The organism is Acidimicrobiales bacterium (genome assembly GCA_041394245.1).
Classification (GTDB): domain Bacteria; phylum Actinomycetota; class Acidimicrobiia; order Acidimicrobiales; family Aldehydirespiratoraceae; genus JAJRXC01.
Genome location: JAWKIR010000004.1, coordinates 485,126 through 498,572, shown reverse-complemented (window position 1 = coordinate 498,572; position 13,447 = coordinate 485,126). Strand labels below are relative to the sequence as shown.

Here is a 13,447-nt window from a genome sequence, read left to right as displayed (position 1 = left end):
CCACCCACCGCCGTCGGGCCGCACGGGGATACCGGTGGATGGAACCCGCAGCGGTCAGGGGCGGCGGAACCGGTCGCTCCAGATCGCCTCGACCGTGCTGCGCACCAGGGGGGCCACCGCATGCAGGTCGATCCGATCCACCGGCCCGGTGACCGACACGGCGGCGATGGCCCGCCCGGACCCGCGCAACGGCGCGGCGACACATGCCAACCCCTCGTAGGCCTCCTGGTGGTCGAACGCGAAACCGGTCTCGACGACCTTCGCGAGTTCGGCCTCGAGCTGGCGGGGTTCGGAGAGTGTCCGCGGCGTCCGCCGCGGGAAGCCTTCGGCGATCACGTCGACGGTGGCGTCGGGGTCGTAGGCGAGCATCGCCTTGCCCAACGCCGTGCAGTACGCGGGTTGTCGACCGCCTTCGCGGGTGGGCAGCGGGAAGTCGCCCATGGCGATGCGCTCGAGGTAGACGACCTCGGTGCCGTCGAGGATGCCGAGCTGCACTGCGAAACCGGTCGTCACCGCCAGGGCGTGGAGGTGCGGGTACGCCGATTCGGACAGGCGACGGCGGCGGCTCGCCAGTCCCCCGATCTCGAACAACCGCATGCCGACTCGCCAGCCGTCGTAGTCGCGCTCGAGCCATCCGAGCTGATCGAGCTGGTTGACCATCCGGTGGACCGTCGACTTCGGGAGCTCGGTCCGTTCGGTGATCTCGTGCAGTGTCAGCACGCTGTCGAAGTCGTGGAACGCGCCGATGATCCTGTCGACGCGGCCGAGCACGGACCGGCCGGCTCCGTCGTCGTCACCTTCGCCGCTCTCGGATCCGGTCATCGGGTCGAGCCTGTCAGCGTCCGGCCTCTGCGCTCAACTCCGCGGCGATGTCGATGATCTGGTCTTCCTGGCCGCCGATGAGCTTTCGTTTGCCGCAGCGCATCAGGATCTCGGCGCCGGAGACGTCGTAGCGTTCCGCTGCCCGGTAGGCGTGGCGCAGGAAGCTCGAGTACACGCCGGCGTAGCCCATGATGAGGCTCATGCGGTCGAGCACGCACTCGCCGTCCATGACCGGACGCACCACTTCCTCGGCGACATCGAACATCGCCAACGGATCGATGCCGGTGCGCACACCGAGACGATCGAGGACGGCGGCCAGGGCTTCGGTCGGCGTGTTGCCGGCCCCGGCACCGAACGCCCGGGTGCACGCGTCAGCCTGGACGGCACCGGCCCGGATGGCGAGCACGGTGTTGGCGACGCCGAGTGAAAGGTTCTGGTGGCCGTGGAAACCGACCTGCGCGTCGCTGCCGAGCTCCTCGACGAGGGCGGTCACCCGCTCGGCCGCATCGTCGAGGATCATCGCCCCCGCCGAGTCGACCACATAGACGCACTGGCAGCCGGCGTCGGCCATGATGCGGGCCTGCGCGGCCAGGACCTCGGGAGGCCGGCCGTGCGACATCATGAGGAAGCCGACGGTCTCGAGCCCGATCTCGCGGGCGATGCCGAAATGCTGGATCGACACGTCGGCCTCGGTGCAGTGGGTCGCGATGCGCACGACCGACACGCCGATGTCGCGGCAGGCACGGATGTCGTCCATCGTGCCCACGCCCGGCAGCATCAACGCGGCGATGGCCGAACGGCCGGCGGCGGCCTCGACCGCGGCGGCCATCAGGCGGCGTTCGTCGACGGCCGAGAACCCGTAGTTGTACGAGGCGCCGGCGAGGCCGTCGCCGTGGCTGACCTCGATGACCGGGACACCGGCCGACGACAGGCCGTCGACGACGGCGGTGATGTGCGCTTCGGTGAACTGGTGCCCCTTGGCATGAGAGCCGTCCCGCAGCGAGGAGTCGGTGATCCGGACGTCGAGGGAGTCGGAGTAGGGCATGTCAGGCCTCCTCGGCGGTGACCGCGCGGGCGATCGCGTTGCCGACCTCTGCGGCCGCGGCGGTCATGATGTCGAGATTGCCGGCATACGGGGGAAGGAAGTCGCCCGCCCCCTCGACCTCGATGAAGATCGCGACACGGCCGCGGCCGTCGGGAGTGAAGTCCCGGTCGAACTGGGGTGGTCGGAGCAGGCGGTAACCGGGCACGTACTGCTGCACCCGGTCGGCGATCTCCTCGACCGACGCGACGACTGCCGCTTCGTCGGCGTCGGGTTCGAGCGAGCAGAAGATCGTGTCGCGCATGATCAGCGGCGGGTCGGCCGGGTTCATGATGATGATCGCCTTGCCGCGTTCGGCGCCGCCGACGGCCGCGACGGCCGCCGCCGTGGTGCGGGTGAACTCGTCGATGTTGTGGCGGGTGCCCGGGCCGGCCGAAACCGACGCCACCGTGGCGACGATCTCGGCATAGGCGACCGGCGTCACCCGTGACACCGCGTGGACCATCGGGATGGTTGCCTGGCCACCACAGGAGACCATGTTGAGGTTGGGGAGGTCGATGTGCTCGGTCAGGTTGACCGACGGCACCGCGTAGGGGCCGATCGCCGCGGGGGTGAGGTCGATCGCCGTGATCCCCGCTTCCTCGTAGCGGGGCGCGTTGCGGACGTGGACGGCGGCCGATGTCGCCTCGAAGACGAGATCGGGCACGTCGTCGCGGGCGAGCAACCAGTCCACCCCTTCGGCCGTGGTCTCGACGCCGAGATCACGGGCACGGCGGAGTCCCTCGCTGTCGGGGTCGATCCCGACCATGTAGCGGGGTTCGATGTGCGGAGAGCGTTGGAGCTTGAAGAGCAGATCGGTGCCGATGTTGCCCGAGCCGACGATCGCGGCGACCAGTGGCGCGCTCACGAGGTGAACACCGCCCGCACCGACCCGAGCCCGGTGATCGTCGCCTCGTAGGTGGCGCCGGCATCGACGGGAACGAGGGCGCCCAGGCTGCCGGAGAGCACGATCTCGCCGGCCTGCAACGGCTCGCCCCGCTCGGCGACCGCGTTGGCCAGCCACACCACGGCGTTGACGGGATGACCGAGACAGGCGGCACCGGTGCCGGAGCTGACCACCGCACCGTCGGTGACGATCGTCATCTCGCAGTCGCGCAGGTCGTCGATGTCGCGCAGCGAGCGCGGGGCGCCGCCGAGGACGAACACACCGGACGACGCATTGTCGGCGACGGTGTCGAAGATGGTGATGTCCCAGTTCGCGATTCGGCTGGCGCACACCTCGATCGCGGGAACGACGAAGTCGACCGCTCGCAGCACCTCGCTCGCCGTCACTGCGTGGGGTGGGAGATCGTGGCCGAGAACGAACGCGACCTCTGCCTCGATGCGCGGTTGGAGGAGGCTGCCGAAGGGGATCGGTTCGGAGTCGCCGTAGGCCATGTCGGCGTAGAGCACCCCGAAGTCGGGCGTGTGGACCCCGAACACGTTCTGCACCGCGGCCGAGGTGAGACCGATCTTGCGCCCGACTCGACGACGGCTGCCCGCCGTGCGTTCACGCACGATGCGCTGGACTTCGTAGCCGTCGTCGAGGCCACCGCCCGGATGGAGCTCGCGCAACGGTGCGCACGGTGTCGAGGACTGCGCCGCCTCGATGAGTCGGTCGGCGACCGCGGAGAGGACGGCATCGGAGGGGATGGGGTCGGTCACGTCAGTCGAAATCGCGCGACAGGAAGGCGAGCACGGTGCTCTCGAACTCGGCCCTGCGCTCGAGCATGGTCCAGTGACCACAGTCGTGGAACACGTGGAGTTCGCAGTTGCGGATCAGCCGCATCGGTGCGATCGCCCCGTCGAGCGGGGTCACCCGATCGTCACGTCCCCAGGTGATCAGCGTGGGCGCCTGGATCTGGCGGAGCATGCCGAACATCGCGGTGTTGTCGAGCATCATCGTGCGGAGGATGTCGAGCATCTCGCGGCTGTAGATCTGACGAATGCCCTCCATCGCCGCCGGTTCCATCGCCGCCTGCCAGCGCATCTCGACGAAGTCGTCGGTCAGGATCGCCTGGTCGTAGACCATCGATCGCATCCACGCCACGAGATTGTCGCGGGTCGGGTTCTCGACGAACTCGACCAGCCGGGTGATGCCCTCCGACGGCAGGGCGCTGAAGAACGGCACGCCGACGCCGCCGATGGTGACCAGGCGGGTCACCCGGTCGGGATGCGCGGCCGCCACCCGCGCCGAGATGCCGCCGCCCATGGAATTGCCGAGGACCGCAGCGCGGTCGATGCCGAGTCCGTCGAGGAACGCGATGACCGCAGCGGGCGCGTCCATCATCACGTTGCCGGTGGCATGGCTGACGCCGAAGCCCGGCATGTCGAGCGCAAGGCAACGGAAGTGACGCCCGAACGCTTCGAGGTTGTCGGCGAAGTTGGCCCACGCGCTGACCCCGGGGCCCGACCCGTGCAGCATCACGAACGGCGGACCTTCGCCGTACTCGTGGTAGTGGAGGTCGCCGTTCTCGGTGGACAGCGTGCGGCTCGTGGCCTCGCGGGTGATCTCGGTCATTCGTCGACCCCCGATCAGATCGTCATCGCCGACGGGCCCGACGGCTTGAAGCCCATCAACATGCCGGCCGCATCGTCGTAGATCGGTCCGGCCACGAAGATGCCGTGTTGGAGCCCGGCGTGCATGCCTCGCCAGAACCGCTGCAGCGGCTTGTCGAGTCGAATGGCGTTGCCGCCACACACGGTGAACACATCGTCGGCGGCCTTGGCCGCCCGCCACGCCACCCGCACCTGGTCCCGGCGGCAGGCCACCCGCTGTTGCAGGGTCACCTCGTGGCCGGCGCAGAGGGCGTCGTACATCTCGCCCACGTCGTGGACGAGTTGGACGCGCGAGCCGCGAATGTCGGCGGCGGCCTCACCGATCGTCGTGCGCGAGTAGCTGTCGGACGCCTGACTCACACCGAGGGCGCTGGTGCGCCCCTGCTGGTACTCGATGGCGTGCTTGAGGACACCTTCGGCGATGCCGACCAGCCCGGCCGAGACCGCGCAGGGGAACATCGTCGACCACGGCAGCTGGTAGAGCGGCTGGTGGCGGCCCGCCTCGGTCGACGCCTCACCCGACATCACCTTGAACAGGTCGAGGGTGCGGTACGCGGGCACGAACTGGTCGCGGATGACGATGTCCTTGCTGCCGGTGCCGTCGAGGCCGATCACGTTCCACGAGTCCTCGACGATCTCGTAGTCGCCGCGGGGCAACATGACATGGAGCATCGCCACCGGCGATCCCTCCTCGCCCGGGACGGATGCGCCGAGGACGACCCAGTCGCAGTGGTCGGTGCCCGAGGAGAACTTCCAGTGACCGTTGACGATGTAGCCCCCGTCGACGCGGGTGGCGGTGCCGCTCGGCGCGTAGGGCGACGCGACCCAGGTGTCGGGATCGCTCCCCCACACCTCTTCCTGGAGGCGGCGGTCGTTGAAGGCCAGCTCCCACGGGTGCACGCCGACGACGCCCGCGACCCAGCCCGCCGACGGGCAGTGGCTGCCGATGTCCATCACCGCGGTGAGGAAGTCACGAGGGTCGGCTTCGTAGCCGCCGAAGTCGGTTGGCTGCAGCATGCGAACCACGCCGATGTCTTTCATCTTCTTGGCGGCGTCGTCGGTGAGCCGGCCGAGCTCGTCACCGGCGAGGGATTCCTCGGCGATGAGGTTTCCCGATTCCTCGATCTTGGTGAACACATCGTGCGACAACGCTCTGCTCCTCGGTCGTTCCCTCGGACTGTACGCGTCGCCGGAGCCACGGTCCCAGCCGCCTTCTCACCCAGTGGAATCCACCGGCCGAGGAACTTTCACGTCGCGCCGCCGAGTGAACCCGCCGTTCAGGATCCTGATCCGTCGAACGGGCCGGGAATGCAGAAGAGCCACTCCAAGGAGTGGCTCTGAACTGGGCTTGTGTTGGTACCCCGTACGGGATTTGAACCCGTGCTACCACCTTGAGAGGGCGATCAGATCTGTCCGGCCAGGTCCAGCCTGTGTTGCGAAATGCTGTCTGACCTGGACAAACGTAGCCGCCCCGTTCGGCGAGTGCCAGCGGGTTCAGTATCGTGCCAATGAGTTCATTGGCAAACTCATTGGCAAGAGCGGCAGACCCGACCGTCCGGGCGGTGCGGCGTGGTCCTGCTAGTGCTGTTCAGAGCGTTGGGGACTCCGGACCGTCAAGCGGCATCCGTCCCGATCTGCGACGTTCGCGACGATTCGCGACAACTCGGTGGCGCAGCCGCGCGCCGCTCGACCGTCGTGATCGGGTCAAACGAGCGCGGATCTCAGTTGCTGGCGCGGCATGCCTGGGAGCGACATTGGTGGACCGACGGTGATAGAGACCGTCACAACTCGACGGTCGTACGGCGCGGCCGTTGCGCCACATCGATGCTGCCGACCTCGGGATGACCAAAAGTCTCAGTCTGGCGCCACGACGGGGTCAATCCTGCTTGCGCTCTGGTTCGCGCTCGCGACGACGGGATGCGGCTGGCTCCACTCCCCCGCCGCCATCGTCCACTGTGATCCGTGGTGATCTATGGCGCGGGCCATGGCCCAACGCCCTTGCGGGCGAGATCGTTCGTCGGCTATGCGGCATCCGGAACCATCGCCCACCGTCATGGACATGGGCGGTTCGGCGAGGGCGCGGGCCTGCTCGATCAGCTCGTCCGTCAGCGGCGCCACGAGCTCCGCAATGCGCCGGTCGGCTTCGGCGGTGTGCTGGCGCTGTGGGCCAGGGTCTGTCGGCGGGAGTGCCGCGCCGACGAGCATCGCTCGACGCACCAGAGGCTTCGCAATAGCAGGAACCCTAGGCGCAGGCGCGGGCCCTATGTCGCTGGCAGACTTGCGAGTGCCCTGTCGAGCGTCTCGACCCATTGCGTCACGAGCGTTTGGTTCGCAGCGGCAGCAGCGACATGGTATTCGCCGCGGACCTTCGCCACGAGAGCAAGGTCGGTGTCAGCGACACAGTCATGCTGCGGATCCTCCGCGCCGAGAGAGGTGGCGGTCAGTTCGCCGAGCAGCGCCTCCGCAGAGAGGCCGGCGCAGTCGGTCCATCCAGCGAAGACGTCGTCCAGGCGGCTGTCCTCGACCGTGCTCGACTCTGCCGAATCCGTCAGCGCGTTCATCAGGAGCCGCAACCCGGTAAACGTGAACGGGTCGGTCCCCATCGCCTCGTACGACTGCCAGAAGCAGGTCTCGTCGGTCCATGAACCAGAGATCGGCACGCCGGGGTCGGCGATCTCAGAACCCGCAACCGTGACAACAACGGTCTCGGTCCCGGTACCGATCGCGGCTTCGCCGTACGCTTCGGCGTACGCCGTGACCTCATCCGGGTCGAGGTCCGGGTACTCCTCCCGGACCTCCTCAACGTCGCGGCCCTGCAACAGCGAGTCGAGGCTGATCGGCTCGCTCTCGAATCCTCTGTCGGTCATGCACGACGTCATGTTGGCGGCGTGGGCATCGTCGAATGCGCGCTTCTGTTGCGCGGTATGGAGTTCGGTGAGGCTGAACGTCGTCGGGTCGACGACCTCTCCACGCACAATCACCTCATCGAGATTCTCGTTGCTGCTGGAGATCGAGGCGACCGCGATGACAGGCGCAACGACCACCGAGACCACAAGGACGGGTTTCGCGAAACGCACGAGGACTCTCCTTAGAACGCGCAAGGGTTGTAGAAGGTGGACGCTTCAGACGAAAACTTGTCGTTGTAGTTGGTGCCCGGGAAGGTGCTGAGATTCGAGTATTGAAATCCCGATGGCGAACAGAACTTCCCGCCACCACCGACCGCGTCCACCCACATCGTCGTGTAGGCCTTGGTCGTGATGCGGTTCTTGATCGCCGAGGTCTTGTCGTTCGGGGAGGTGTCGGTGTCCCAGTAGTCGACCTGACTGAAGTCGCCGAACCCGCAAGCCCACTCGCCGTCGCACTCTCCGGGGTCCATGACCCTGCCGGTGTAGCCAGCATGCTCGTACATGCACATGTTCTCGGCGTCACAGACACCGTTGTACACATCATCCGGATCACACGCTGTGGTCAATGCCGCCACAGCGAGAACTGCCACGATTGCTTTCCGCATAGATGCCGCCTTCATCATTTCGCCATCTCCACCGTACAGATCCGCGCCCCATTGGACAAGACCCAACGTGAGTCACCGGGCCCGACGCTGCCGGCCTCGGCCGGGCCGATCGCTCGGCGGATGATCAGCTCGCCGGTGTCTTTTTCGAGAAGGGACCAGCGCAACGCTGCGAGCTCGCCCGGGCGGCAACCGGTCGCTGCGGCGACGATCAGGAACGCCCGGAGGTCGTGTTCGGCGTTGTCGAGGATGTTGGCGAGATCATCGACCGGTATCGCCGACGCCTCTGTGCGAGGAATCGACAGGGGCGATGCGAGCGCGACCGGATTTCGATCGATCCACTCCTACTTCGTGGCTTGCAGCAGTGCTTGGTTGAGTGATCCGCGATGGCCTGCGACCAGCGGCGGCGAGCTCGCGGTAGAAGCCGTCGATCTGCGCTGGGCGGAGCTGGTGGAGCCGCCGGTTCCCGATCGGGTGAGCCTGGACGTTGGCGACGATTGGTTCGAAGTCCTCGGCGGTACCCGGGGAGAGGTCGCGGACCTTCATCTCGAGTCGTCGGTCGCGAAGCTCGGCGAGCAGGAGTCCCCCGTGTGGGCCCAATGCATCGAACGACGCTCCTCCGGTGCAACGATCCTCATTTGGTATGAAGACGATCGGTCGCCCTCTCCCGCTGCCCGACTTCGTCGCCGGGCTATCGGTCGATCAGGTGATCGGGGACGTAGTCCGGGTATGCCTCGCGCAGGTAGGCGATGGCTTGATCGGCGTCGGGGTCGTACTGGAGTTGCTCCCGAATGAACTGAAGACGGTGTCGACACTCGTGGAGAACTTCCGCCCACGGACGCACCCAGATCCGGACGCCGTCCTCACCGGCGTGAACTAGATCACGCGCCAGATCACGCTGGTTGGCACGCGACGTTGCGTAGTCATCGAGTGCTGTGCCCAGGAGGACGAAGTCCCACTCGACCTGATCGAGGTCGAACCGCCCATCGCGAGAAACGGCCATGGCGTAGTCCTCAAGCTGCGCAATCTCGTCTCGCCCGATTGAGACCGCGGGTCGTTTGATCTCGACAACCAGGTGTTCGCGGTGACCTCGCGGCAGTTCAGTCGCGCGACCGAACATGAAGTCGATGCGACGAAGGTGATTTCCATCTGCGTCCGCAACGGGCTCACCTACTAGGTCCTCGCGACCCAGCGCGCCAACGTGAGCCTTCAACAGCGCGGTCAACGTCCGGTCCGAGACGTGCATCGAGAACGCTTCGCCGAAAAGCCACGGCTCGTTCTCAATCATCTTGTGCATGTGCGCCCGTTCGAGGGCTTTGGGCGCAGTCTCGGGATCGAAGAGGAGGAGATCCAGTCCGGCGAGGAACTCTAACCTGCCGGTCACGAGCCGTGTGGCGTCCAGAATGCTCGTCAACGACGTGCGCTCTATTAGCGAACGGAACTCCTCAATCTTCGACTCGGGGAGCTTCAGCACCTCCTGCATGATGAACTCGACGGACGAAGGATCTCGCTCCACTGCGACCCTCATCGTCTGAAGACTGAGCGCTTTCGACCTAGGGTCCTCGATCCGGTTGACGGCATCAGCCGCACTGACCGCGACGAAGTTGAAGAGAGCCTGCTCCGCCAGCCCTACATCGTCCTCGGGCTCATCGAGGAACGGATAGACGTTCTCATCTCGCCACCCCTGTACGACAGTCTTGGTGTCCGTGACCTGGCGTTCGCGGAAGTACTCGCGTAGTGCATCTCGCGCAGAATTGAGTGCAGGACCAACTTCGTCGTTCTCGAGGTCGGCAAGCGGCAGCAACGACTCGTGAACTCGAAAGCCGGCCCACCGCACGTAGGCCGTGAACACAAAATCCTTGGCGTGGATTCCGGGAGACTGTTCGTGCAGGGCTGCGCCATCTTCGTCGCAGAGGTAGAGCTGCCGGTCGATCTTGGCGTCCCACTCGATGATCGTAAGGTTGACCGGACCGTAGGCGTTCTCGTACTCGATTTCGATCTCAGCTGTTCGCTCAATGAGATCGCCGACCGCGAGATCAGTCCCGTCGAAGCGGATCGTCAGATCGGGGTACTTGGTCAGATAAAGCGCCACCGTGCCCGTAAGGTCAGTTCTCGCCTTCTCCGTCAGCAGGACGTTCGGCTCCTTCATCCCGGCGACGACGGTGACCTTGGTACCCACTCCAAGATCGGTGTCGTGCGGTCCAGTCCACTCGAACTCGTCGGGCACTTCCGCGCGCATGACCACTCGAACCAGCTGATTCGGCCGCCCGTCGATTCCGGCAGTGACGGACTCCCAGACAACCCGGTCCCCCATGGCAAACGCCCGCCAGCGGCCTTCACCCTTGTCGCCGTGGAGGACGCGAGCGCCGTCGCGAGTGCGGCGATTAGGGGCGTTGTGTTTCCAGCTTCCCCCAACGGTGCCGAAGAGTTCGCCTACCTCCTCGGCGGTGAACCCGTGTCCGTCGTCCTCGACAACGATCTCGTCGACGGCGTCGGCACTCGTTCGCGTGACGGTGACGTCGACAGTGGTCGCGCTCGCGTCAAGAGCATTCCACACAAGCTCGGCTAGTCCCGCCCCGGGCCTCGTGCCCACCATGCGTTGAAGGTGGTCGCCTGCAGCCGCAATCTTTCCTGTCGCCATCGAACGAGTATCTCCGATCGGTGTGACACGAGTCGTAGGCGCCGCCAGAAAACATCGTCAGCGAGTCCGCGGGGTTCTGAGTCTGCTCGGCGCTAGAGCATCTCGATGGGACGAGAACACCGATGTCAGTCAGCTGGGCACCTCGACCGACCCGGGTCCGTGAGCGCTCCACGACCGCCGGATCGGCAAGGAGATCCCGGTTCACTCGCAGCGACGCAGCCGGCGCCGCGTACCCGCTCGAACGCACCGCGCCCTCATGCAGACGAGTAGCGCTCGGCCCCCGCCGAGACCACCGACCGACCCTCTACTGCTCTCACCGAAACCGCCGAGACACATCTGGAGGTCTACCGACCTCCGGTCCAACCAGTAGGTGGCGAGGGGCCTTCGAGGGGCCTCACCACGGCCAGGGCGCTGGCCGAACTGGGACGGGCTCGGAGTCAAGGGACGGCCCACGGCCGAGGCGAGGACACGAAGCGAACGCGAAGTCCCGCAGGTGAGCCCTTGACGCCGCTCCTTCTCTCACAGCATCGGATGAGTCCTGCCCCGACCCGGGGCGGGACTCCACCGCACGATCTACTCCACTTCTGCACCATCTACTTCTGCACCATCTGCGCGACCTACCGGTACCGCGCCAACTGGCAGATCTCCCCCACTTCCACGCGCTCGTGGCGGCGCCGACCTCAGTAGCGCGCTCGCTGCTACTCGTTTCGGTGAAGAGCTGGGCGAGCCCGGCGAGAAGCCCACGTCTCGGTCGACACGCCGGGTCCTTGACTGGGTGATGCAACCGCCTAGGTGATCGCCCCGCGCATCTACTACTCGGCGGAGGTTCCCGGAACCTCCAGATGTGTCTCGGCGGTTTCCGGACGACCAGTAGATGGGTGATCCGGCACGATCTCGGCGTCGACGATGAAGAGGCCGGGCGCACGGCCGTGTCGCTTCACGGCGGTGGCCAGCGTGACGAAGTCTGGGGCTGCGCCACATCGGTCTGCCGCGCTGGGGGTCTCGATGCGTCCCTGGATGGACATGGCTGCGAACGCTGCTGGTCCGGGCGATCTCCGGCTCGTCTACACCGTTGCCGAGGCGGCCGAGCTGCTAGGCATCGGTCGCTCTACTGCGTACGAACTCGTTGCCCGGGGTGACCTGGCGACGGTCCGCCTCGGCCGACGGGTCGTCGTCACCCGTCCGACGCTGGCCGGGCTGTCGGGCCTCGAGCCGCCCCTGCCCGGCGAGCTCGAAGCCGTCCGGAGTTCGGTAGGGCGTGCGTCCGCGCTTGTGGCCCACAGGCCACGAGCGGCCCCCGAGGTCGTACCGGCTCCAGCAGCCAGCCGTCTCTTCCCTTCCCGGCCTGAACCCCCGCCGGCCCACTCCATACAGCCATCTGTTCCTCCCGAAGCGGGACCGGTAGGTGGAGTAGGTGGACCGCCAGTAGATCAAGGCGGAGGGTCCTCCCGGAAGGCGGGGCGAAGCCGATGATCAAGGGACCTCCGGCATCAAGGGCACGGCTGCGGGACGCCGCTGCGCTCCGTGTCCTCGCCTCAGCCCTACGGGCCCATGCATTGATCACGCTCAGCGCTCCCAGTCCGAGCCGGAGATCAGGTTGCCGATCACGTCGGCGGCCGCCCGATCGGACTGCTCGAGGAAGTGGGCATACACGTTGAGCGTCGTTGCCGCGTTGCGGTGCCCGAGTCGACCGGCCACTGTGCGAACATCGACACCGGCCCCTAGAAGCTGGGTGGCGACGAAGTGGCGGAGGTCGTGAAGCCGCACACCGGCGATCCCCTCCTTCTCGCAGAGGCGCTTGAAGGACCGCGACACCGACCCGGGGAACCACGGCAGCGTGCAGTCAGGCGCGTTGCTGAACACGAACGCATCGTCGGCCAGGTCGACGCCACATGTCTGAGCCCGTGCCGCCATCTGCTCGCGGTGCTCGGCCAGCACCGCGGCCGTCTGGGCGTCGAGCGACACCCGCCGCGACGAGTGGGTCTTGGTGTCTTTCTCCACCAGCCCGTCGCGACCAACCACGATCCCCCGACTGATGTCCAGCGTCGCCTCCGTCTGATCGACATCATCCCACCGCAACGCGACCAGCTCGGACCGACGGGCACCGGTGGCGGCCGCGACCAGCACGAAGCACGCGAAGTCCGGCGACTCGTCACGAGCCCGTGCCAGCAGCCTGGCGAGCTGCTCGGGGTCGGGCGGGGCAACCTTGGGCGCCGGGACCTTGGGAGGCGAGGCCGACGCCGCCGGGTTCACCCCGATCCAGCCCCACCGCACACCCTGCGCCAGCGCCCGGCGCAGGATCCCGTGGATGCGCCGCACAGTCGCTGGTGCCAACGGCTTGCCGCCCACGCCGCCCGACTCCCGCAATCGGCGGTAGAACGCGTCGATGTCGCCCGGCTTCAGCTTCGCGAGCCGCCGGCCGCCGAGCCCCGGCAGCAGCGACCGGTCGAGATACCCCCGGGTCTCCTTCGCCGTCGCCGGCGAGAAGTCCGGCGCCGCCTGATCGAACCACGCCTCCAACAGCTCTGCCACTGTCGCGGCGCTCCGCGCCGTCAGCCCCTGCTCGGCCTCGGTGATCATCGCCGCGAGCGCTCGTTGCGCCTCACGCTTGCCACCCCGCACCGTGCGGTTCGCGTACCGCTGCTTGCCGGTGACCGGATCGTGGCCGAGAAACACCCGCAACTCCCACGACCCGCCCCGCTGCCGCATGTACCCCTTCATCGATCAACTCCTCACCTTGTGGACAATGCTGCCAGACATCAGCCGGACATTCATTGGCAACCCATTGGCAAGGCCTCGCCAGAACCAGAAGAGCCACTCCGGAGAGTGGCTCTGA

General features: G+C 66.8%; 10 protein-coding genes and 1 tRNA gene. All 11 read right to left on the bottom strand.

The genetic code is table 11. From position 1 onward, the window contains the following. Positions 1–54: 54 nt before the first annotated feature. On the bottom strand, positions 55–822 hold the full coding sequence (locus tag R2707_21180) for an IclR family transcriptional regulator (GenBank protein ID MEZ5247613.1): 768 nt from the start codon (positions 820–822) through the stop codon (positions 55–57). Between the two features lie 13 nt (positions 823–835). Continuing rightward, positions 836–1,867: a 4-hydroxy-2-oxovalerate aldolase gene (dmpG, locus tag R2707_21175; GenBank protein ID MEZ5247612.1), complete on the bottom strand. Its 1,032-nt coding sequence runs from the start codon at positions 1,865–1,867 to the stop codon at positions 836–838. A gap of 1 nt (position 1,868) precedes the next feature. Continuing rightward, positions 1,869–2,771 carry an acetaldehyde dehydrogenase (acetylating) gene (locus R2707_21170; GenBank protein MEZ5247611.1) on the bottom strand — a complete coding sequence of 301 codons (903 nt, stop codon included), beginning with the start codon at positions 2,769–2,771 and terminating at the stop codon, positions 1,869–1,871. Beyond that, positions 2,768–3,568 (bottom strand): fumarylacetoacetate hydrolase family protein, encoded by an 801-nt coding sequence (locus R2707_21165; GenBank protein ID MEZ5247610.1) that lies wholly within the window; start codon positions 3,566–3,568, stop codon positions 2,768–2,770. The genes R2707_21170 and R2707_21165 overlap by 4 nt, the downstream gene beginning before the upstream one ends. A 1-nt stretch (position 3,569) precedes the next feature. After that, positions 3,570–4,424 (bottom strand): alpha/beta fold hydrolase, encoded by an 855-nt coding sequence (locus R2707_21160; protein ID MEZ5247609.1) that lies wholly within the window; start codon positions 4,422–4,424, stop codon positions 3,570–3,572. 14 nt (positions 4,425–4,438) lie between these two features. Continuing rightward, positions 4,439–5,611 carry an acyl-CoA dehydrogenase family protein gene (locus R2707_21155; protein MEZ5247608.1) on the bottom strand — a complete coding sequence of 391 codons (1,173 nt, stop codon included), beginning with the start codon at positions 5,609–5,611 and terminating at the stop codon, positions 4,439–4,441. A gap of 205 nt (positions 5,612–5,816) precedes the next feature. After that, positions 5,817–5,890 (bottom strand) — tRNA-Glu (locus R2707_21150). A gap of 833 nt (positions 5,891–6,723) precedes the next feature. Continuing rightward, a complete protein-coding gene (locus tag R2707_21145) occupies positions 6,724–7,539 on the bottom strand; it encodes a hypothetical protein (GenBank protein ID MEZ5247607.1) in 816 nt (271 codons plus the stop codon). 11 nt (positions 7,540–7,550) lie between these two features. Further along, positions 7,551–7,958, bottom strand: a complete 408-nt coding sequence (locus tag R2707_21140) for a hypothetical protein (GenBank protein ID MEZ5247606.1) — start codon at positions 7,956–7,958, stop codon at positions 7,551–7,553. Between the two features lie 703 nt (positions 7,959–8,661). Beyond that, positions 8,662–10,611: an ATP-binding protein gene (locus R2707_21135; GenBank protein ID MEZ5247605.1), complete on the bottom strand. Its 1,950-nt coding sequence runs from the start codon at positions 10,609–10,611 to the stop codon at positions 8,662–8,664. A 1,566-nt stretch (positions 10,612–12,177) separates the two neighbouring features. Then, the gene (locus R2707_21130) at positions 12,178–13,332 is read right to left on the bottom strand and encodes a site-specific integrase (protein ID MEZ5247604.1); all 1,155 of its coding nucleotides are present in this window, start codon (positions 13,330–13,332) and stop codon (positions 12,178–12,180) included. Positions 13,333–13,447 lie beyond the last annotated feature (115 nt).

Bases quoted from the DNA above. Each gene is read 5' to 3' on its own strand.
- R2707_21180 (MEZ5247613.1), bottom strand. From the start codon at position 822: ATGACCGGATCCGAGAGCGGCGAAGGTGACGACGACGGAGCCGGCCGG.
- dmpG (MEZ5247612.1), bottom strand. From the start codon at position 1,867: ATGCCCTACTCCGACTCCCTCGACGTCCGGATCACCGACTCCTCGCTG.
- R2707_21160 (MEZ5247609.1), bottom strand. From the start codon at position 4,424: ATGACCGAGATCACCCGCGAGGCCACGAGCCGCACGCTGTCCACCGAG.
- R2707_21135 (MEZ5247605.1), bottom strand. From the start codon at position 10,611: ATGGCGACAGGAAAGATTGCGGCTGCAGGCGACCACCTTCAACGCATG.
- R2707_21130 (MEZ5247604.1), bottom strand. From the start codon at position 13,332: ATGAAGGGGTACATGCGGCAGCGGGGCGGGTCGTGGGAGTTGCGGGTG.